General features: G+C 63.5%; 19 protein-coding genes. 8 read left to right on the forward strand and 11 right to left on the reverse strand.

What is annotated here, in order from left to right:
• Positions 1-17: 17 nt before the first annotated feature.
• The gene (locus ACFWPH_RS10000) at positions 18-203 is read left to right on the forward strand and encodes a helix-turn-helix domain-containing protein (RefSeq protein WP_378749345.1); all 186 of its coding nucleotides are present in this window, start codon (positions 18-20) and stop codon (positions 201-203) included.
• Positions 204-218: 15 nt separating this feature from the next.
• Here ACFWPH_RS10000 and ACFWPH_RS10005 read toward each other — a convergent pair whose 3' ends face one another.
• The 5 genes from ACFWPH_RS10005 to ACFWPH_RS10025 form a co-directional block, all read right to left on the reverse strand.
• Positions 219-983, reverse strand: a complete 765-nt coding sequence (locus ACFWPH_RS10005; RefSeq protein ID WP_378749347.1) for an ESX secretion-associated protein EspG — start codon at positions 981-983, stop codon at positions 219-221.
• Positions 984-1,050: 67 nt separating this feature from the next.
• A complete protein-coding gene (locus ACFWPH_RS10010; protein ID WP_378749349.1) occupies positions 1,051-2,400 on the reverse strand; it encodes a hypothetical protein in 1,350 nt (449 codons plus the stop codon).
• Positions 2,400-2,783 (reverse strand): hypothetical protein, encoded by a 384-nt coding sequence (locus ACFWPH_RS10015; RefSeq protein ID WP_378749351.1) that lies wholly within the window; start codon positions 2,781-2,783, stop codon positions 2,400-2,402. The genes ACFWPH_RS10010 and ACFWPH_RS10015 overlap by 1 nt, the downstream gene beginning before the upstream one ends.
• A gap of 36 nt (positions 2,784-2,819) precedes the next feature.
• Positions 2,820-3,368, reverse strand: a complete 549-nt coding sequence (locus ACFWPH_RS10020) for a DUF3558 domain-containing protein (protein WP_378749353.1) — start codon at positions 3,366-3,368, stop codon at positions 2,820-2,822.
• Positions 3,369-3,968: 600 nt separating this feature from the next.
• Complete coding sequence (locus ACFWPH_RS10025) at positions 3,969-4,832, reverse strand: class I SAM-dependent methyltransferase (protein ID WP_378749355.1); 864 nt, start codon at positions 4,830-4,832, stop codon at positions 3,969-3,971.
• 730 nt (positions 4,833-5,562) lie between these two features.
• Here ACFWPH_RS10025 and ACFWPH_RS10030 point away from each other — a divergent pair.
• From ACFWPH_RS10030 to argJ, 4 genes are read left to right on the forward strand one after another with little or no spacing between them, the layout of a single operon-like run.
• Positions 5,563-7,305 (forward strand): thiamine pyrophosphate-binding protein, encoded by a 1,743-nt coding sequence (locus ACFWPH_RS10030; RefSeq protein ID WP_378749357.1) that lies wholly within the window; start codon positions 5,563-5,565, stop codon positions 7,303-7,305.
• Between the two features lie 10 nt (positions 7,306-7,315).
• Positions 7,316-8,875 (forward strand): asparagine synthase-related protein, encoded by a 1,560-nt coding sequence (locus ACFWPH_RS10035; RefSeq protein ID WP_378749359.1) that lies wholly within the window; start codon positions 7,316-7,318, stop codon positions 8,873-8,875.
• On the forward strand, positions 8,872-9,876 hold the full coding sequence (gene speB, locus ACFWPH_RS10040) for an agmatinase (protein WP_378749361.1): 1,005 nt from the start codon (positions 8,872-8,874) through the stop codon (positions 9,874-9,876). Before ACFWPH_RS10035 ends, speB begins: the two co-directional genes overlap by 4 nt.
• Positions 9,873-11,033 (forward strand): bifunctional glutamate N-acetyltransferase/amino-acid acetyltransferase ArgJ, encoded by a 1,161-nt coding sequence (argJ, locus tag ACFWPH_RS10045; protein ID WP_378749363.1) that lies wholly within the window; start codon positions 9,873-9,875, stop codon positions 11,031-11,033. Before speB ends, argJ begins: the two co-directional genes overlap by 4 nt.
• Positions 11,034-11,296: 263 nt before the next feature.
• On the opposite strand, the gene ACFWPH_RS10050 is transcribed toward argJ, so the two are convergent.
• The 4 genes from ACFWPH_RS10050 to ACFWPH_RS10065 all read right to left on the reverse strand — a co-directional run bounded on the left by ACFWPH_RS10050 (position 11,297) and on the right by ACFWPH_RS10065 (position 16,447).
• Complete coding sequence (locus ACFWPH_RS10050; RefSeq protein ID WP_378749365.1) at positions 11,297-13,891, reverse strand: TniQ family protein; 2,595 nt, start codon at positions 13,889-13,891, stop codon at positions 11,297-11,299.
• Positions 13,888-15,015: an ATP-binding protein gene (locus ACFWPH_RS10055; RefSeq protein ID WP_378749367.1), complete on the reverse strand. Its 1,128-nt coding sequence runs from the start codon at positions 15,013-15,015 to the stop codon at positions 13,888-13,890. The genes ACFWPH_RS10050 and ACFWPH_RS10055 overlap by 4 nt, the downstream gene beginning before the upstream one ends.
• A gap of 230 nt (positions 15,016-15,245) precedes the next feature.
• Complete coding sequence (locus ACFWPH_RS10060; protein ID WP_378749369.1) at positions 15,246-15,452, reverse strand: DUF397 domain-containing protein; 207 nt, start codon at positions 15,450-15,452, stop codon at positions 15,246-15,248.
• Positions 15,449-16,447 (reverse strand): helix-turn-helix domain-containing protein, encoded by a 999-nt coding sequence (locus ACFWPH_RS10065; RefSeq protein WP_378749371.1) that lies wholly within the window; start codon positions 16,445-16,447, stop codon positions 15,449-15,451. The genes ACFWPH_RS10060 and ACFWPH_RS10065 overlap by 4 nt, the downstream gene beginning before the upstream one ends.
• A 197-nt stretch (positions 16,448-16,644) precedes the next feature.
• Between ACFWPH_RS10065 and ACFWPH_RS10070 the strand changes: the two genes are divergently transcribed.
• Positions 16,645-16,974 carry a hypothetical protein gene (locus ACFWPH_RS10070; protein ID WP_378749373.1) on the forward strand — a complete coding sequence of 110 codons (330 nt, stop codon included), beginning with the start codon at positions 16,645-16,647 and terminating at the stop codon, positions 16,972-16,974.
• A complete protein-coding gene (locus ACFWPH_RS10075; RefSeq protein WP_378749375.1) occupies positions 16,971-17,372 on the forward strand; it encodes a hypothetical protein in 402 nt (133 codons plus the stop codon). The genes ACFWPH_RS10070 and ACFWPH_RS10075 overlap by 4 nt, the downstream gene beginning before the upstream one ends.
• Positions 17,373-17,393: 21 nt before the next feature.
• On the opposite strand, the gene ACFWPH_RS10080 is transcribed toward ACFWPH_RS10075, so the two are convergent.
• Positions 17,394-18,380 carry an Rpn family recombination-promoting nuclease/putative transposase gene (locus ACFWPH_RS10080; RefSeq protein WP_378749377.1) on the reverse strand — a complete coding sequence of 329 codons (987 nt, stop codon included), beginning with the start codon at positions 18,378-18,380 and terminating at the stop codon, positions 17,394-17,396.
• A gap of 90 nt (positions 18,381-18,470) precedes the next feature.
• A complete protein-coding gene (locus ACFWPH_RS10085; RefSeq protein ID WP_378749379.1) occupies positions 18,471-19,727 on the reverse strand; it encodes an MFS transporter in 1,257 nt (418 codons plus the stop codon).
• A 76-nt stretch (positions 19,728-19,803) separates the two neighbouring features.
• On the opposite strand from ACFWPH_RS10085, the gene ACFWPH_RS10090 reads away from it, so the two are divergent.
• On the forward strand, positions 19,804-20,259 hold the full coding sequence (locus ACFWPH_RS10090) for a winged helix-turn-helix transcriptional regulator (protein ID WP_378749381.1): 456 nt from the start codon (positions 19,804-19,806) through the stop codon (positions 20,257-20,259).
• The last annotated feature ends 92 nt before the right edge of the window (positions 20,260-20,351 follow it).

Below are 20,351 nucleotides of genomic sequence, written 5' to 3' on the forward strand. Positions count from 1 at the left end.
ATTCGCAAACGCGATACGTGAGCGACGCCTGGAACTCGGGAATGACCCAGAATGACGTCGCCGAGCGCGCGGGACTGCGCCAACCGGACGTCTCGCGCCTCGAATCCGGCGGCGGCACCTCGACCATCGGCATGCTCGAGCGTTTGGCACATGCCCTGGAGTTACGCTTCGTCGCACGGTTCGAAAAACCGGACGCGGCCTGAGCGAATTTGCACTCATCACTGGGTCCGAGCCCGGGCTCGGTGGGCGGTCTGCAGGCGGGTGCGGAGTTGCTGCAGGATTTCATCGGGTGGGCCCGGGGTGACGGTGAGATCGTCGGTGGTGTGGTTGTGAAGGAGGTAGCGGCCGTCGTCCGGGTAGTCGAGCCAGAGGAAGGCGTAGCCGTCGTCGGTGGGGCGGGTGTCGATGGTGTAGCCCGGGTAGATCGTGATTTCGCCGGTGCCGGCGCGGGTGCGGCGGAAGAAACGCTGCATATCTTCGAGAGGTGAGAGCTGCGTGGGGTGGCGGGAGTACACGGGGGCGTTCAGGTCGGTGCGGCGGGCGCGGAAGGGTTGGTGGCGGCCGGTCGCGACCCGCGGCAGGCCCGCCACCAGGCGAGGGGCCAGCTCGTTGCTGCGGAGCCGGGTGAGGACGATGTCACCGCCGGATTTCGGTTCCGGTCCGGGTAACTGCGTGGCCAGCACAGCTGTTCGGCCGACGACACCGGCGTGCATCCGTATCGCACTGTTCTGCCGGGGGCCGTGCACTCCGTAGACCTCCACCCGGATCTCCGGTTCGGTGAGCACGGTGAGCGCCTGGTAGAGCGGTTCGCCGAATACCGGCTGCAAGCGTCGTGCGCACTGCTGCCGGAAACGCTGGAAATCGTCGTCGTGCTCCATCCGGGGCGGCAGGTATTCCAGCGGATACGGCAACCGGTCGCGGCCCATCGCCTCGAGGGCCAGCGTGAACTCGTAACCGCCCAGCTGCCAGCGTGGTTCGCTCATACCGCATCCATTGCGTATGAAGAACCCCCGTGGTCGCGCTGCGCCCCTACCCTCGGCTGTGACTCGCTCATCCGCCGATAACCCCGCCTGGCGGGAGCACCCGAGGCTGATCGCCGAGCAGTTCGGTGGAGCGATCCTGGACGAGATAGTCGGGGATCTTGTGATCGTCGTCGTCCTCCCCGCGACCACGTTGCCCACCGGCACCCATCATCCCGGGCATCCCCGACATTCCACGCGTGGCGGCGGCCGGGCTACCGCCACGGGCCGCAGGCCCTCCGGTCTGGTTCGGGTTGCCGGGTGACCCGCTGACCGTGCGGCCCGGGGCTCCCGGCGGCTGTTGCCCGCCAGGGGCCGCGACCATCGGTGCACCGGAGGTGGTACTCGGCGATCCGGGCGTGGTGGTGCTCGGCCGGCCCACCGGCTCTTCGAGCGGCACAGTGTTCGCCGGGGTCGTGGTGGTCGACGGGGTGGTCGATGCCGGAGTTTCCGTGCCGGCGGGGCTGGTCCCCTGCGGTGTCTCCTGGCCGGGAGCGGCCGGGTCCTGCGGGTTCGTGCCGGGCGGACTCGTCCCGGCTGGGCTGGTGCCAGTCGGATTGGTTCCGCCGGGGTTCTGTGTTCCTCCAGGCCCGACCGGCTGCTGTGTGCCAGGGCCCGCACCGACCGGGCTTTTCGTCACAGGCAGCACAGGGGTTTTGGTGTCGACCGCCGTGACACCGGGCTGATAGAACTCGATCATCAAATCCTGGGCCTGCGCCTGCGCTTCATTGGCGCGATGCTTGGCGGCCTTGACGACACCGTTGCCTGGAATATGGCCGACGAATTCGTCGAACCCGGACACCTCGACGGGCGGGACGATCGATATCTTCGCCTGGGCGAGATATCCCTGCATGAGATCGATACCGTTGGCGACCATCTCGAAGCTCCTGACCAGCTTCTGCGCATCGGTCGTGAATGTCCGAGTACCCTCGACCGCCGCGTTCGCCGACTGGCCTCCCCACTTTTCGTTGATCACTTTGTCCACATTCTTGCCGAACGTGTCGAGCGCGGTGAACAAATCCTCCGTGAGCCGCCGCCAGCCGTCCGCACCAGCATTGATATCGGCGGATTCCACCGCGGGATGTTGGGAATTGCCGTTGAGCCCTTCCCAGATCTGCTGATGAGTCCAGGTTTTGAACGCCTCCTTGGTGGCGGTGGCGGGCGCGTACTCGCCGTCGAAACCCTGGCTGACACGGGCCAGTTCGTTGTTGATGTGAGCTCGGTCCCCGCTCCACTCCTGCTCTGCGGCACCGGCGGCATCGGAGGCGCGATTCCGGTTACCTTCGGATTCGTCGTAGTTACCGGTGACTTCATCGAGTGCGGAGTCGACGGTGGCGACAGCGGCCACCGCAATGGCGGCGACGAGCAACGGTGCCGGCATCAGCGGAGTCCTTCCCCGGCCGCAGTGGTCTGGGAGGAGTTCTGCTGATCGGTTTCCTGAAGTTCGCCGATCATGGCGGCGTAGGTATCGCGCATGAGAGTCACGACCTCGATCATCCTGTCCAGCCGATCTACGGCCGAGTCTCCATTTTCGCCGCCGGACGCCTTCTTCTCGAACTTCGCCTTCATATCCAGCGCTGAGGGAAGGCCGCCGTAACCGGCCAGGTGGTTGAGGTTTGTAGCGGTTCGCCGACGGAGTTGAAGGCTGGTGATGAGTGTTTCGCACTCGTGACGCAACGCTGCACCGAGGTCATGATCTATATGCAGGTTTCCCTCGATCGCCTGCTGCTTGAGGCTCTGCCAGTGCTTCTTGTCATCGCTCATCGTATTTGCTCCTCGACCGAATCCGGCAAAGCTCGGCTATCTCGGAAGGTGGGGATCGAGAGCGTTGGCGTACTCGGTGGAGACTTCGCAGATATCGCGGGTCCAGCCGTCCGCTGCCAACCATCCGGCTTTGATCTCGAACATTCCTTGCTCTGCCTGCATCGAGATGTAGCAGGACCGCCCATCGGATTCGGCCTTGTCGTACGCACGGATTGCCGGACGAGAGCCGACGGTGGTCTCGACTTTCTGGACCATATCTTCGTTGGCGCGAGCTTCGTCGAGCGTGTGCGATGTCGAAAACACATCCACCAGGATCGACTGGTCGGGTGTGATCCAGCCGCAGACGCGCCATGACGACGGGCCGTCCGGCGGATCGGTGGTGACAGTCTTCGTCGACGGATCAAGTCCGACCTCGGTCAAAACCTGGTCCGGCAGTTCGGTACAGGGATTGAAAACCTCAACGGGTCTCATGGTAGGTGCCGCAGTCCCGGTCGCGGCTCCGTCGGTACTCGATGTGCAACCGGTGACCACAGCTGTTGCGGCCGCCGTAGCAAGCATGGCACGGACGATGTCGGCGGTTCGCATGGATCTCCCCTGTGTCGGTGCGGCAGATTACCCCATCATCACTATATGACGCGCACCAGGGCGCCGCGGTTCCCACGGATTCCGGCGACCGTAGTCCCGGCCACTGTCCAGCGGCCTGTAGGTTCTCAGAATCCGTGGCATCCTGCGAGGCTGTGACCTGGGGCTCAGTTCTAGTCTCATGCTGCCGCCACCGCTTACAGTCTCAAAACGGTGGCATTTCTCCAAGGTTCGGCTAACACGCGGAGTCTCACGATTCTCCGGTCTGCGGGTTGCGCCACAGAGATTGACTGGGCGCCTGGCCGCCGAGCCAGTCCAGCGCTCCGCGGTCTGCGAATTGCGCAATCGTCAACGTGACTCCACTCTTCGAAGAACAACAAACCTCCCGGTTCGTTCCGAACTTCGAGACCAGCAAAATAATTAGAACTGCTTACTACGTGCATCCCCCTATCGACTGAGACCGCATCGAATACAGCTAGCGTAGCTCCAGCTCTCCCTGCTGAAGATTTCGGCCAGACTTTGAAGCATCCGGAATCCGCCATAGATATCACAGTCGATAGTTCGAAGCCCTCCCGCAAGGGCCTTCAAAGCGCGGGTAAATGGTTAATTCGGCGACGGCGCGGAAAACCGTGTGATCGCAATCCAATTGCCTGCACCTGAGCGTTTGGGTGTTTCTCCTACCGGTTGTCCGAGCGGCGTTAAGACGGCAGGCAGCCTACGGATCCTCCTGGCTTCTGCCAGTTCTGATGCGAGTTCCAGGGACCGCCATCCGCCATTATCGGCAAAGAAGCCCAAGCCGTTGTCCGGTGCGTGAAACGAGACAGGAGATTTGGCGAGATGTCCTCTGACGCTGAATTCTAGCGTTCGCATGGCCCATTTCGAGTACACGTCGGTGATCCACCAGGCGACCGGCGCGCTGGCCAAGTCGCGGGCAAGTGCACGCACTTGCGAGGTGGTCAGGTATGCGAGTAGTCCTTCAGTGATCACCAAGGTTTTTCGGGTGGATTCGCCCAAGGATTGGATGAAGTCCTGGCGGAGTGGCTCGTCCGCCAAGTCTAGTGGGCTGCGCAGGAGGTTACATTTCGGCTTGTAATCACTGGTTAGAGTGTTTTTCTCCTCAATCAGGGCCGGAAGGTCAACTTCGATCCAGTCGAGACGAGGCGGGATGTCAAGACGGTAAGGACGAGTATCGAATCCTGCTGCGAGGTTCACGACGCGGTCACACCCTTCCTCGATGGACCGCCGGATATAGTCGTCGATCAGTGCAGTCCTGGCGATGATGCCGCCTTCGGTGAGCGCTCGGGCCATCCAGGGAAGGCGGGAGCTGATCATTGCACCTCGGTATCCAGCCATCCTTTCTGCGAGAGGGTCGAGAAAGACCCGATCCGAGCGCATAGTTTCGTATGCGCGCACGGCCGCGATCCATCGCGCGGTGTCGGATACATTGACGATCTCCGGCTGTTTCACCCCAGCTCCCCACTGCCGTGCCGCAAAAATTCGTCCTGCTCACGAAATGGGCGTGACTCAGTAGCGACTGCGATGGGCGGATGCGCCGGCCATTCTCCCGGACTTTCCCCGAACATATCCAACCGTTCGGTTCGATATTGGCCCTCTTGAGTCGCGGGTGAACCGATGTGATACCCCATAGGAAACCCCCTGTGTTGCAGTGTAATTGGGACTGCCCAGCCCGTTCGCCGCCCGGTCCGATGGTGCCATGCGAGTCAATGGCGGTCAAGCATCAATAGTGCCTGGACATCGGTCCGCGGTCACACCTACGGGACGCGCCCCGCAAAACGCCAGTGTGAGACCACACGAGGCATGACGGCAGCGCTTGGAACCAGTTAAAGCCAGAAGATATATGTGATTCTAGTCACAGCACTGATTATGTGTGCCTCAATTCGCTTGCAGTGCAGGCACTTTGAGCTGGCAGCACCGCGTGTAGACGCATAATCGACAACTGTCAACCCGCCGCGACGGAGCCGAATTCAAGATCTTGACCCCGCAGAAGTTTGGCTGTTGTAATCAGTCCGTCACGAGCCGGTAGCAAAATCGCCAACTCGCAGGAATATCCGACTCTTTCTCATCGCAGGAAATATGAGAAATGACTGCACCATAGGTTCCAGACACCTTCTCTGGCGCGGACGCTGCCGCCACTTGTCCCGCACCTATCGCATTCTGCTTACGTTCACCTCTAGAAATGGGGAATTTCGCCATGTCTCGGTTTTCGCCTACGCAACAATCAGGTGTTTCTACCGCTGAACTGCTGTTGACGCGGCTGCATCAGCACGGTATCCGGAGGATTTTCGGCGTCGTCGGCCGCGAGGCCGCTGCGATCGGCTTCGATGAGGTGGAAGGAATTGAGTTTGTGCTCACTCGGCACGAGTTCACGGCCGGCGTGATGGCCGATGTTCTCGCGCGGCTGACCGGCACTCCACAAGCATGCTTCGCCACGCTCGGGCCGGGTATGACGAACCTGCTGACCGGGGTTGCTACCTCGTCGCTGGATCGGAGCTCGGTCCTGGCGCTCAGTGCCCAGTCGGAATCCTACGACAGCTTTCCCAATGACACACACCAATGCTTGGACAGCGTGTCGATCATGAAGCCCGCAACAAAGTTTGCTGCGGAGCTCCAGCGTCCCGGCGATATCGTGGACTTGGTCGACTCGGCGATAGCGGCCAGCCGGGTCGAACCGCTCGGTCCCAGTTTCCTCAGTCTGCCCGTCGACCAGCTTGCCGGCACCATGGAGGAAAAAGAGGCTGACCAGGTTAAGGCCACGCGGCTCATGCAGTACCCGAAGCCGGTCGCATCGGTGGATCCGAGATGGCGCGATATGGTCGAAGAGGCAGCCGAGCAGATTGCCGGCGCCGAAAATCCGATCTTTGTCGTCGGGGCCTCGGTCATCCGCGCCGGCGCTGTAGAGGTTGTGCGTTCACTCGCCGAACGATTGAACATTCCTGTCGTCACCACTTATATCGCCAAAGGAGCGCTCCCGCAGGAGCACCCGCTGAACTACGGTGCCGTGACCGGCTACATGGACGGCATCCTCGGATACCCGGCGCTGGACACAGTATTTGGGCCGACCGATCTGGTAGTCGCCCTTGGCTACGACTATGCAGAAGACCTGCGTCCTTCGATGTGGACACGAGGACGAGCCAAGAAAGTTGTACGCCTGGCCCCGGTCCCCAATCCCATCCCACGGGTACTGGTCCCGGATGTCGACGTTGTCGCCGATGTTCGAGACGCTGTCGAGGCACTCGACGGGGCAACGCGCCACGTTCAGTCCAAGACACCACACGATATCCAACCACTACGAGACCGTGTCACCGAGCTTCTCTCCGATCCCGTAGATCGGGAAGACGGCATGCGCGTCCACCAAGTTATCGCCGCCATGAACTCGACCATGGCCGAAGCGGCAGGCCCTGGCGCCGGTACGATTGTCAGCGACATCGGCTTCTTCCGCCACTATGGGGTCCTGTTCGCCCACGCCGACCAGCCCTACGGATTCCTGACCTCGGCAGGGTGCAGTAGTTTCGGCTACGGCCTTCCGGCAGCGATGGCTGCACAGCTCGCACGGCCGGACGAGCCGGTATTCCTCATTGCCGGCGACGGTGGATTCCACTCCAACAGCGCCGACTTGGAAACCATGGCTCGGCTCGGTCTACCCATCGTGACAGTCGTGGTCAACAACAGCACCAATGGCCTCATCGAGCTGTATCAGAACATGGGGCGCGGCCACTCGTACGATCCCGCGATTCGGTTCGGAACAGTTGACTTCGTCCAACTCGCAGCCGCCAATGGGGTCGAGGGGACCCGCGTCGGCGACCGTATGGAACTTGCAGCCACTCTCCAGAAGGCCGTAGCACTCAGGCGTCCATATCTGATCGAGGTACCGATTGCCTACGATTTCCAGCCCGGCGGTTTCGCTGCGCTCGATATCTGAGGCTGCGGCGATGACCCCCATTGTCCTGGGCTTCCACCTCACCGCCACCAGCATCCGCACCCAATCTAGTGCGAAATCGCCGCGGTTCGCTGCAAAAGGCACTTCGGCTCTTCTCACTGAACGTCTGCCTGAACAGACCTGGAAAACGTGGGTGTTGGGCATGGGTGAACAAGCCCCGACGGGCGCGATCGTCACCGACGCAAGGAACTCCACAATGGCCTTGTTGTGCGGCGAGATCTACAACCGTGCCGAACTTGAGACCGCTCTCGATGAGCAATCCGCGGGCAGCGATGCGGCCTTGCTGTTGCGTTGCTTCCAGCGCTACGGCGCCCATGCCTTCCGATTGCTCAATGGACGCTTCGCGGCCGTTATCGCTTCGGGAACGCGCGTAATCGCCGCCACTGACCATGCCGGAAGCGTCCCCTTGTACCTGTATCGGCAAGATCGGACTGTGACGGTCACGACAGAGGTAAAGACCGTAGCGTCGCTGAATGTTATCGAGCACACGGCGTCGATCTCCGCGTTATCCCCGGTGCGTGGCAAGTCCGCCGCGCAGATTGCTGCGGGCACCGTCATAGTCCACGACATCGATCACCATCAGAAACCCCGCGCGATGCGGACATGGTCGCCGCCGTTGCACCGGCGCGCCCCACACGAAGACGAGGCAGTGGCTCTTGTCCGGGAAGCACTGACCCGCTCGGTGGGACAACGTCTTCGGGATATCGAATCTCCTCCGACCGCGGTGCTGTCGGGCGGTATCGACTCGAGCTCGGTCACCGTACTGGCCGCCGCAGCTTGCGGTGCAGTGCACACCGTGTCGATGGGTACCGACGACCACAACGAGTTCGACGCTGCGCGCGAGGTCGCGGACCATGTCCGCCGACACCACCCGGGATGTGACCACGCAGAATTGACGGTGACCAGTGAAGACGTCCTAGCCGAACTGCCGTGGGCGGTGTGGGCCGCGGAAGTGTACGACGCGACCATCATCGAGTACCTGCTGCCGCTGACAGTGCTCTACCGGCGACTCGCAGGACCCGCACGCCGGGTGCTCACCGGCTACGGGGCTGATATTCCGCTGGGTGGCATGCACCGCGACATCCATGCACTCGATTCGGTGGAGAACGCGATCGTGTACGACATGAGCACTTTCGATGGTCTCAACGAACTCACCCCGGTCCTGGCCGCGCTCGGCGGCCACTGGACGACGCACCCGTTCTGGGATCGCGAAGTCCTCGACGCGCTCATACAACTCGAAGCCGGCCTCAAACGCCGCCATCAACGAGACAAGTGGGTTTTGAGGCGTGCGATGACCGATCTGCTGCCGTCCACTACCATCGCCCGCCCGAAACTCGGAGTCCACGAAGGGTCCGGCATATCCGCTGCATTCAGCGAAATGGTCCGCACCTACGACGTGCCCGCAGACGAGGTGGCTCACGCCAAACAATGTGTCGTTCGCTCCATCTACGATCAGACCGTGGGAGCGGGAAGACACCCCGAAGAAGTCGATCTTTCCCGAATTCTGGCCGACCGACCATGGCGAGAAGCATCACGATCGGCGGCTATATGAGTTCGGAACCCCGCATCGATACAGCCCTATCACCCAGGTATGCCCAGCTCCCGACCTTCATGCGTATGCCTGCTGCCACCGACCCCCGCGGTCGCGATGCTGTGGTGATAGGGGCTCCCTACGACGGAGGTACGAGCTACCGACCAGGAGCCAGATTCGGTCCCCGCGCCATCCGCGCAGAATCGGTTTTGCTGCATGGTGTAGGCGTCGAACGCGGGCCAGGGGTACTCGACCTTCTCGACGTCGTGGACGCAGGAGACCTCGATCTCAGCCCATTTGCTATGGAGAACGCGATCGACGAGGCAACTACAGCGCTCACGGCCCTCTATGAGCACAACCGTGCAATATTGATGCTGGGCGGAGACCATTCCCTCACACTCGCTGCCCTCCGCGCCGCCCACCGAGAACACGGTCCCCTAGCAGTTATCCATCTCGATGCTCACAGTGACACCTACCCGCCGGTCTACGGTGGGCGCTACCACCACGGCACGCCATTCCGCCACGCCATCGACGAAGGTCTCGTCCAGCCGCAGAAGATGGTTCAGATCGGCATTCGTGGGCACACCCCGAACCCGGGTTCGCTCTCGTTCGCTCGCGACCGCGGCGTCGTAATCGTCACCATGGATGACTTCGACGAACTCGGAACAGCGGGCATCAAACGCCTACTGCTCGAACACACCACCGGACAGCCGGTATACGTATCCATCGACGTGGATGCCGCAGACCCGGCCTATGCCCCGGGAACAGGAACACCTGCACCAGGCGGGCTCACCTCCCGGGAAATCCTCGCGCTGATCAAGGTGGTGGGGGACCTCCAGCCCGTAGGCTTCGACATAGTAGAGGTGAGCCCGGCCTACGACCATGCAGGTATCACTTCGTTGTTGGCAGCAGAAATCGGCGCCGAACTGCTCTACCAGTACGCTCGATCCCTGGACGCTGTGCCGGCCACGCCGGCGCTGACGGTGGACCACGACAGTAGCCCGGGAAGGAACAACAGATGAGTACTGAGAACCTCGTGCCGCAAGGGTTCCGCTCTGTCACCACACGTCTGGGTCTGAAGGAGGAGGCCGACGACTTCGCGTTGGCCTTCTCTGAGGCGCCTACACGGTCGGCGGCAGTGTTCACGCGGTCGCGCTTCGCCGGCCCCAGCGTGCTCGTCAACCGCGAGGCTGCTCGAAGCGGAGGGCTACGTGGAATGGTTGCCATCTCGCGTAACGCCAACGTGGCCACCGGCGAAACCGGGTTGGCCGACGCCATCGAGGTCCGGGAACGCGCAGCCGCCATTGCCGGTGTCGACCCCGCCCGGTTGCTCATCGCATCCACCGGTGTCATCGGAATCCCATACCCGATGCCAACAATCCGTGCAGGGCTCGCGACACTGGACCGAGATATCCCGCCTATCGACCCGGCGGCGGTCGCCACCGCGATCATGACGACCGACACGCACCCAAAGACCTCGCAGCGGAAGTGCGGCGACGCGGTGATTGCCGGCGTCGCCAAGGGCGTGGGGATGATGGAGCCCAATATGGCGACCTTGCTCACGTTCTTCTTCACCGACGCCGATGTCCCGGGACAGGAACTGGACACGATCTTCCGACGGGTTGTCGACAAGACGTTCAATGCTCTCAGTATCGACACCGACACCTCCACCAGTGACACCGCAGCGGTTTTCGCGAACGGCCTTGCCGGCCCAGTCGGTCTCGACGAATTCGAAGAATCCCTCTATCACGTGGCACTCGACCTGGTGCGTGCCATAGCCGCTGACGGTGAGGGCGCCACCAAGCTTCTCGAAGTTCATGTCGCGGGAGCCCGCGACACCGCCCAAGCCAAACGCGCAGCGAAAATCGTGGTCAACTCGCCATTGGTCAAAACCGCAGTTCACGGCGCTGATCCCAACTGGGGTCGGGTCGCCATGGCATTGGGCAAACTCGAAGACGATGTGGACATCGACCCCGCACGCGTACAGATCGGCTTCGACGACCTTGTTCTCTACCCGCGGGCCCAATCCGAGGACCTCCTCGAGCGCGCTCGCCGCTGCCTGGAGAAGGACACCGTCCTCATCAGCGTCGACCTCGGCATCGGAACCGGCACCTTCACCGCCTACGGCTGCGACCTCACCGAAGGGTACGTCCGGTTGAATGCCGACTACACAACCTGATACCTGTTACTCACGGATCCAGCTGCTGCTTATAGGGGACCGTAAAGACAACGGCTCTGGCCCACTTTCGGTGGTGCCTGTGAGGTGACGGCGGCACGATAGCCCGGTGGCTGAGGTGAGTGTTGTTGTCGGCGTATTGTTTTCAGGTTTGGCGCCACTGGTTGTCCAGGATGTGGGTGTGGCGGGTTCGCGGCTGGTGGTCCGGGCCCGGACTCGGCTTCGAGACCGAACGTTCTCATTTGCCCGGCCGATTGACACGACAGTCATTTCGTCGATTCGGCGGTCTGGTCGGGATCTGTGCGGGTCCAGACTTTGATTGCGTCGAGAACGGCATGGCCCAGCGAGGTCGGTTTCATCGGGCGTCCTGGACCGCCGCGGTCGTAGAGCATACCGCCGAGGTCGCTTTCGAGTTTCCGGAGCCGTTTGCCGAGGGTATGGGGATGGATACCGAAGAACTCCGCAGCGGAGGCGAGTGTGCGGTGTCTGCAGGTGGCAGCGAAGTCGGTGAGTCGGCCGGCTCCGCCGAGTTCGATCAGCGCTGGCTGCAGTAGCGGCGGTGCGGCTGCGATGTCTTCGGCCGTGGGGTGGTTTCGGCGTCTACGGAAGCCTTCCACCCGACGTAGTGGAATATCTTGACGTTGAGCCCATCTGGCCATGGTGGCCCAGGTCATGCCAGCTTCTTCGGCAAGGCCCGTCAGGGAACGACCGTGGATTATGTATTGCTCGTGCAACCAGGTTCGGTCGACGTAGGTGGTTTTCTGCCGACCCGGTCTGCGTACGGGGATGTTGTAGTCACAAAGGAGGTCGGTAATGACGTGTCCGGCGACGCCGACGTGTTCAGCGATGCCTGTGATGCTCATGCGCCGGTGCAGGTACAGGTCGGTGAGCTTGTCCGGAGGCAGGGCTCCTTTGGCGGTCAGGTAGCTGATTCCGCGGGCCTTTCCCGACCTGGCCGCGGCTTCGGGGGTGAGCGGTGCGGGGTGGATTTCCAGCAGGTATCTGACGACGTCGAGAGTCGTGCCGAGGCGCTCTGCTGCAGTGCCGATGGGCCCCTGTCGGATCACCTGATGCAGTTGATCGACGCCGATCTCGGCGGGGTCGGGGCCCGGCAGCCAATGGCCCTCGAACAGGCTGGATGGTGGCTCCCAGCTCGGCGGTTCATCGTCGATGCCGTGTCTGCTCAAGAATTCACGAGCGTGGCTGTCGAGAGCATGGGCAAGCTCGGGCGTTAGGACCTGCGCGAAGTTTGCGGCCCGGTTTCGGAAGTAGGAGTCGCCGGTCGCTCCAGGGCCGGTGTCGGCTGGTAGTCCGCTGAGCCGTTCGAACAGAAAGCAACGGGCCAGTGCGGCGGTGGCCGGTTTCCGGGCCGGCGTGCCGGTATCGCGGCACAGCCGTGTCCACAGACGGTCGGGCATCAAATCGGTGTAGTCGAGGTGGCGTCGCCGCTGGTAGTCGATCGGGACCTCGCCTGCGGCCAGGTGATCGGCCATCAGGGTGAGTGCGTGCCGGATGGATTCCCAGTGGCCGGTGCCGGCCAGCAGGGCCAGGGCCCGGTTGAGGTGATAGCTGCTGATGTGGCCGCCGAGGAGTTCGCCCGCGTGTGCGGTCGAGACGGATGTCCCGGTGAGGAGCAGCGCGGCCGACAGGGCGGGGCGTAGGCGGCGTTGCTGGGGTTGGGGCAGGGCCAGTCGTAGGGACCATGCCGGCCAGAGCATCGTGGGTAGTCCGCGAACGAGGGTGTCGGCTCGGGGTGACGCCGGGTCCGGTCGCCGGGGATGCGGGTCGGCGATCCGGTAACGCAGCTGGTTGCTCAGCCGCATGGACGGTGCCAGGAAGGCCAGCCGGACCGCCTCCAGTGCGGGACTGACCGTGCTGCGCGGTGCCACGTCGCTGGGCTTCGCGCGCCGGGGTGTCCGGTCGACCAACCGGTGCAGGACTTTTCCGCCCTGGTGGGCGTCGGGGGCCGTCAGGACGGCAAGCGCCGCGAGGGTGGTGACCGCCGTTGTGGCCGCGGTGTCCGGGCCGCTCTTGCGCGGGAGCGGCCAGATATCGGCGACGGTCGAGAATCCGGCGAGCAGATCACCGGGGATCGCCGAGGCCAAAGGCTCGGTGGTCGACACGGACAGCACCCGGGACGCGACCGCCCCGATGTCGGCCAGTGCCGCCTCGGCCGAACACGGCGCGGCGGCATAGACGCCGAAGTCGGTGGTGCCGGTGGCGATCAGGTGGTCGAGTGTTCGCTGAGCGGTCAGAGCCGGGTGGTCGGCGGCGAGCCGCAGTGTGTCGATGCCGGTCAGGTCCGCTCCGCATCGCTGCGGTGCGACGCCGACCGACCCGGGGCGCGGGCAGCCGCAGCGTCCCGGGGTCGGGACGGCGGTGCCTGCCAGGGGGCGGGGGCGTTGCCGCTGTCCGCAAGCCCCGCAGAGGTCGGCGAGGAGCCGCTGGTGGGTCAGGCAGGCGAACGACCAGCTCAACCGCCAGGACAGTTGCCAGCGGCCGCGGGTTTCGGCCAAACAGTGCGGGCAGAACCGTGAATAGGCTGACGGACTCCAGGGGAAGGTCTTGTCGAGGGTGCGGGTACCGGAGTCGATGCGCAGCGCCGTGGTGTGGAAGCAGTCGAGTGTCATCGCCGTTGCCACGGCGGGCTCGATGCCGGTCGCGGCGACCAGGCTGGTGATCTCGCCGGGGTCCAGGCGTGCGATCCAGCTGCTGATCGCCGACCGTGGCTGGGTGAAACCGAGGGCGTCGAGCAGGTCGGCCCAGCTGGTGCGGTGCCGGGCGGCGAGCGCTTCCAGCCAGGAATCGATCGCCTCCCCGGGCAACGGTGGCACCCGGATCGGCAGGGTGCGGGTGCTCATCCGGTCCTGCCGAGCCGGGTGGTGATCGTGCGCGCCGACAGCGCGGCTTCCAGCTCCTGGCGGGCTTTCTCGGCGGCGGCGTCGTTCTTGACGCCGTCGAGCAACGCGATATCCAGCTTCTCCGCCCCGGTGCGCACCGCCCGCTGGCAGCCGCGGTTGATCAGGGTCATCAACGATCCGATATGCCCAGTCGAGCGGGCGAACAGGTAATCGGGCAACTCGTCGGCGACCATGCCGGGACACTTGTCGGCCAGCACGATCCGCTGCTCGATGCCCAGCAACAGTTGCCGCCACTGCCGTCGCCCGACGTCGGTGTCGACGGTGAACCCCGGCATATCCAGCGGAGTGGTGCGACGGCCGGTCTGGGCGAGCACCGCGTCGTGATAGTCGGTGCCCTCGGAGAACAACCCCTTTGCGGCCAGCCCGACCCCGACGAATATCAGGGTGACTGGGAATTCGTTCGCGATGTATTTGAAGTGGTTGCTGATCTCGACGCCACTGCGATGGTTCCATCGCAGAAAATGCAGGTCATCGACCACGATGATGGTGGTTCCGCAGGACAGGACGCAGTCCAGGGCGCGGTGGGCGAACTCGGCGGCGGTGCCGCGTTTCACCCCGGGGTGGCCGTAGAACTCCAGCATCGCCCGGTTCAATTCACGCATGCCGGTGTTGCCGGTCAGCCCGACCCGGCAAACCGGCCACCGCTGATGCCCGTCCTCGGTTTCCGCGCCGAGCGCGGCGATCTCGCGGCGGTGGTATTTCTTGGCGAACGCCAGCACCGCGGTCGTCTTGCCCAGACCAGGGAACGCATCGATCGCGACCGCGCCCTTGGCTTTATCACCGTCTTGGCAGTTGCTGTCCACGATGTCCCACAAGTCCTCGTGCAACGCCTCCATCTGCGGTGTCATCAACGGCCCAAGGTTGGCATGCCATTCACGCCGATCCCGGTTGTGGGCCGCCAGCGCCTCCTCGCTCAACGCTCCCAACTGCCGGCGCGTCAACGATTCCGGAGGAGTCCGGGCCGGGGTATCGACGAACCGGCGCCAGCCTTCCTTGCGGGACAATGTGAGATTGTCCAACCTCGGCGCGGGCGAGTTCTCGCCAAGGGAACGGCGGATGCTCACACGTCCTCCAGAGCATCGGCATAGCCGGCCAACCGCCGCCGAGACCTCGGCGCACTCACGCTCGCCAACCCAAACCTCCTGCTACGGAGACCAACTGGCGAAGATCATCCACCAATCAGCCCGCAGCCGGAGCAGAATCTCAAAACTATGACGGATCCGCCACGGCACCGTCAATCATTTTGAGATTCCGACACAAGTTCTGAGACCCTACACGGCCGGGACTGCACCGATTATGAATGATCGAACGTACCTCTACGCGCGGCGCTCAGGAACTTCTGCCACTCGGATCGAGGGAAAACAAGCACAGGCCCAGTCGGGTTCTTGCTGTCCCGGACTCCGACCTCTCCGAAGCCGAGTCCCGCGACTTCGACGCAATCCCGAGAGGGGCCGCTGTGACGGCTCTTGAACCAACGTGCGTCGCCCGGGTCGGTCTTCACGTCTCGAACTCCTTCGCAACCTTCGCGATCAACGCTCTGGTTTCCCGCTCGCTCAACGCTACACGCTCGATCTCGTCGGCGGCGGCTCGATACTGCGTGACCTCCTCCCGCCGTTCGAGATAGAGGCTGCCGGTGAAGCCCTCCACATAGACCACCGGTGGCTCTGTCAACCGAACGTTCGGAAGTACCTCGAATTCGAGGAGCACGAATGAACGCACAAGCAGGCCCACCAGGCTGCGCGCACGGAATGGTACGACGCGAATACTGACGTTCGCCGCTTCATCCAGTGCAAGGAGGTGGTTCAGTTGGCGTGGCATAACGGCTGAGCCGCCGACTCCATGCCGCAGTACCGCCTCGGACAAGAGCGCGTTCAACTGAAATTTGCTGTTACGCAGGTTTTCCAGCCGCTGTTCCGACACAGCTATGCGGCGTTCGACATCGTCGGGAGCCAGGTGCGGGCTTTCGGTCCAGATCATCTCTCGCCGGTATTCCGGGGTCTGTATCAGGCCGGGAAGCAGAGTCTCCTGCCATGTGGTGACCCGCGCGGCGACCTCCTCCAGTCCGAGATAGTGGTTGAAATCCGCAGGGATCTGGTCGGCATAAGCCCTCCACCAACCACTCCCGCTCTGCTTCGCCGTCCGTGAGTCCTGCAGCAAATCCAGCAAGAACCGGCGTTCTTCGTCCGAGGCGCCGTATCGGTCGCACAGTCCGTTGATCTGCAACGTCGTAGGCCGGGAGGCGTGCCCGTCTTCCAGGCGGCCGATCGTCTGCGGACTCACCTCGATCGCGCGGGCGGCCGCGGCCTGGTTGGTGCCGCTGCGTTCGCGCAGCCGGCGCAGTTCGCGGCCGAGTGCTCGTTTCGGGAGTGTGGATCCACCCGCCATCTCATTACCTTTCGTAATTATCGAATTCCGTTGTGGAACACTCCGGCCCGGAACACAATGCCGGAAGCGGCCCGGCACGGTTGCCGGGCTGATCTGGGCAAGAATCTCCACCGAGGCGGTTCCACATAGCGCACTGTTCCGGTCTACTGATTTCGCGCCCGGCGCAGGAAATTCCCCGAAATCCATTGGGTAACACCGGTTCCACAACCTGGAGTGTTGTGAAGCCGGTGGTCCGATCGCGGCCGCTACTCCCCATCGGACCCTGCGCCGGGCTGCATCCCATCGCCTCTTCAGGAAAAGGCGGAGCCATGCCCGTTGCGATCGTATACCTGAACAAAAGTCTTTGTGGCGCAATACAACAGCATCTCGAAACCGAATGCCGTGATTTCGCCCGCGCCCACGGATTCGCCATTGCCCGAGTGGTGCTGGAATCCGGTATGGATGTGCTGCCGTGGACATTACGTAAATCGGATCTACTCGGCGGCGACGCAATTGTGACACCGACTGTGGAACATATCGGCTTCCGTGCGCCGGTCGTGCTCGAACGATGCGGGCTGATGATCGTCCACCCCTACGGGTGGTATCGCCGAGGTGACGTGGACCGGTGGATACCGGAGACGCCCGAGGTCTACCGGTGACCGGCCAGAAAGCCGGCAGGGACGTGCACGTCTCCCCTTCCGCACTCGGCGCACAGCCGACAGCAATCGGCTATCTGCGCACCGATCTGTGTGGTCACCGCGGATTCGTCACCGCGCGCCTACGGTTGACCGCCATCGCCCACGGCTACCGGCTGCGCTGGCTCGTCGAACTACCCGCCGACCCCAGCCCAGACCATCTCACGACGCTGCGCACCACGCTCTACCGAACCGGCGCCGACGCGGTGATCATCGCGACAACGACCCACCTACCCGGCTCTCAGTTGTCTGCCTTACGCACCACGACCCCGGTAATCGTGGACACCACCACACTTCCCGTGACACCCGTGCGCTTCGCACGCCTGCGTTCCTTTCTCGGCCTGGGTCCGCTACAACGCTGAGACCGGCACCGGCGCCGAGCGTCAGGCGAGCGCCTCCTCGATAGAAGCGGCGGTCAGCACCCGCGTCGCCCACATATGATGCCGGTCGGCATCGGCCGAGCGGATACGGCCGAGCACGGCCTCGGGCAGCGGGCCGAACTTGATCGTCATCAGTTCGATCAGCATCTCCGCACGACCACGGGCTTCGATGATTTCCGCTGTGGTCACAAACGCCTCCTCGGCTCGGGGGTCGATCCGCGCGGCGACCGCCGCCAGGTCCGTCTCACTGGTATCACCTACCGTCACCAGGTAGGTGAAAACCATCCGATAAACACCCAGCGGATCCGCCCCCTCAGCGAGAGCGCGCAGGTCGTCGAGCCAATCCAGCATAGCGCGATCCAGGCCGGTGCTGCCCGGAGCGATCTTCTGCAACACCAGCAGCAACCGGGCGGCGGGGGTGAGTTCACGGTGGCGCAGTGCGTCGAGGTCGACGGCGGTGACGTCGTCGAGCAGGAACCGGAGGCTCGGCAAGTACGGTCCCAGCTCTGTCCGGGTTTCGGGGTCGAGATCGAGAAGCTCACCAAGCTCGGTCGGTGCCCTCCAGCGGCGGCCGCGGGGGCTGTTGTGGACCACCAGCGGGATGATCGCCGGTAGGCGGCCGGGCCGGCTGCCGCGTTCGTGTGTGTGGTGGTTGTCGGCGAGGTACTGCCGCCAGATACCAACCATGTACTCCAAGACTCGGAACGCCATGAACCGGTCGGTGGAGGATTGGTGTTCGAGCAGGATATAGATGAAGGCGGGCCGGTCGTCGAGGAGGGTGCGGAAGAGCAGGTCGCCGTAGCGGTCGCGTAGGTCGGGGTGGATGAAATTGGTGGGCATCAGCTCCAGTCCCTGCCAATGGATGCGGTTGCTGAGTGCTGCGCCGAACTCCTCGGAGAACTTCACGCGGATCTCACTGGCGGCATTGTCACGATTTGCCATGATCCCCCGGAAGAACGCGTCGTGCGGGCCACCCCGCTGCTCGCTCATGACCGGCGACGGTACCCTGCCTCATCAGCAAAAACCCAATCGGACAACACAACTCGCCTGGAGCAACACCTGTGCTCTCTCCGGTGCGGACTACCGTGGTGCGCCGTTCATATTCGGCGTCCCATGACCCATCGGCGCCGACTCGTGCCGGCCGTCACTCGAACTCGGTCCGCAGCCGCAGCGCGCGAGCATCTGCCGGCTGAACGCCCAGGTGAGCAGTCCGCAAAGCGCGAAGCCGGCACCTAGAACAGCGGACCCGGTCCACCCTGACGTGGAATACACCGTGGTGGTAGCCGTCGCGCCGAGGGCGGAGCCCAGCGAGTAGAAGAGCATATAACCGCCGATGACACTGCTCGTTCGGTGCGAGTACTCAGCGGTGAGCAGCGTCTGGTTGCTGACGTGCACGGCCTGAACTGCAAAGTCGAGGACGAGGACGCCGACGACCACCGGCCACAGCTGCCAGGCCGCCTGTCCGGAGGCGATCCAGGATGCGGCCAGCAGTACGAGGGCGCTGCCTGTTACAACGTTGGCATGGCCCGCGTCGGCCCATCGGCCGGCTCGTGCGGCGCCCAGGGCACCAGCGAGCCCAGCGGTTCCGAACAGGCCGATCTGAGCTGGGCTCAATTGCCACGGTTCGGCCGCCAGCGGGAGCGCAAGCCCACTCCAGAGTGTGCCGAAGGAAGCGAACAGGAAGAACGCGATCAGCCCTCGCGAGAGGAACAGAGGCTCCCGGAACAGGAGGCCGAGCGAGACCATTACGTCGCCGTAAGAGGTCCGGCGGGCCGGGCGATGACCTGCCGGCAGCTGCTTCAGAACAATGAGGGACAGCACGACGAGAAGCACCGCGAGCGTGATGTAGATGCTTCGCCACCCCCACAGCGCAGCGAGTCCCCCCGCCAGCACTCGCGCTCCCAGAATTCCGATGACGACGCCGGATGTGACGACTCCGAGAGTGCGGCCACGCTCCGCCGGAGTCGACAGGTCGGCAGCGAACGCGACCGTGGTTTGAACGACGACTGCGAACAGGCCCGCGCCGGCAAGTCCGACCAGCAAGAGCCACAAACCGGGAGCGACCGCTGCCACCAGCATGCCCACTGCGGCGAGGAGCAGTTGAGCACCGATGAGCTTACGCCGGTCGAGCATGTCTCCCAGCGGAACGAGGACCACCAGACCCATCAGGTAGCCGACTTGCCCTGCTGCCACGACCCATCCCAGATCGGCCTCGGGCACCTCCAGGTCGCGCCCCATCTGCGCGAGCACAGGCTGCGCGACATAGATCGTTGCCACGGCGACGGAGCACACCGTCGCGAGCAGCATCGTTCGGTTGAACCTGATACCCACATCCACCTCAATCAGTAGCAAAACGCAACTAATTGGACTTTAAGGCAGAATAGTTTCAATACGCAACCCATCAGGAGGTGTGATGAACCCCGGCCGAAGCTTCGACGACACGCCGTGGACTGATCCCACTTGCCCGGTCGCGCGCACGCTCGACCTTGTCGGAGACCGGTGGACCCTGCTCATCATTCGCGATGCGATGGACGGCGCCCGTTCGTTCACCGACTTCCAGCAGCGCACCGGGGTCGCGCGCAACATCCTCACCGACCGGCTGCGCCGCCTGGTCGATCGTGGCGTCCTAGAAAGACAAACAGCGGCATCCGGACGCCGACAGGTCTACGTGCTCACCGAGTCCGGCCGCGACCTCTTCACCGTCATCGTGGCAATGCGCCAGTGGGGCGAGCGGCACACGTTTGCCAGACACGAGGTTCACTCTGTTCTGGTCGACAAAAGCGGGCTCCCAGTGGCGCAACTGTGCCCTGCCGACTCCCACGGCGCCACGGTAGACATGGACACAACCACCGTTGTGCGCAACAACTAGAGCCTGTTTCATAAGCGCCCGAGTTGTGGGGCGGAACCCGTTGTCCGGGTGGAGAAGTTGGTGATGTGGCGAGGTCTCCGGTAACTGGTTGA

It is taken from the genome of Nocardia sp. NPDC058499, assembly GCF_042719915.1.
Classification (GTDB): domain Bacteria; phylum Actinomycetota; class Actinomycetes; order Mycobacteriales; family Mycobacteriaceae; genus Nocardia.

Bases quoted from the DNA above. Each gene is read 5' to 3' on its own strand.
- ACFWPH_RS10035 (WP_378749359.1), top strand. From the start codon at position 7,316: ATGACCCCCATTGTCCTGGGCTTCCACCTCACCGCCACCAGCATCCGC.
- ACFWPH_RS10020 (WP_378749353.1), bottom strand. From the start codon at position 3,368: ATGCGAACCGCCGACATCGTCCGTGCCATGCTTGCTACGGCGGCCGCA.
- ACFWPH_RS10005 (WP_378749347.1), bottom strand. From the start codon at position 983: ATGAGCGAACCACGCTGGCAGCTGGGCGGTTACGAGTTCACGCTGGCC.
- ACFWPH_RS10070 (WP_378749373.1), top strand. From the start codon at position 16,645: ATGCCCGTTGCGATCGTATACCTGAACAAAAGTCTTTGTGGCGCAATA.
- ACFWPH_RS10010 (WP_378749349.1), bottom strand. From the start codon at position 2,400: ATGCCGGCACCGTTGCTCGTCGCCGCCATTGCGGTGGCCGCTGTCGCC.
- ACFWPH_RS10015 (WP_378749351.1), bottom strand. From the start codon at position 2,783: ATGAGCGATGACAAGAAGCACTGGCAGAGCCTCAAGCAGCAGGCGATC.
- ACFWPH_RS10030 (WP_378749357.1), top strand. From the start codon at position 5,563: ATGGGGAATTTCGCCATGTCTCGGTTTTCGCCTACGCAACAATCAGGT.
- speB (WP_378749361.1), top strand. From the start codon at position 8,872: ATGAGTTCGGAACCCCGCATCGATACAGCCCTATCACCCAGGTATGCC.
- argJ (WP_378749363.1), top strand. From the start codon at position 9,873: ATGAGTACTGAGAACCTCGTGCCGCAAGGGTTCCGCTCTGTCACCACA.
- ACFWPH_RS10090 (WP_378749381.1), top strand. From the start codon at position 19,804: ATGAACCCCGGCCGAAGCTTCGACGACACGCCGTGGACTGATCCCACT.
- ACFWPH_RS10050 (WP_378749365.1), bottom strand. From the start codon at position 13,891: ATGAGCACCCGCACCCTGCCGATCCGGGTGCCACCGTTGCCCGGGGAG.
- ACFWPH_RS10080 (WP_378749377.1), bottom strand. From the start codon at position 18,380: ATGAGCGAGCAGCGGGGTGGCCCGCACGACGCGTTCTTCCGGGGGATC.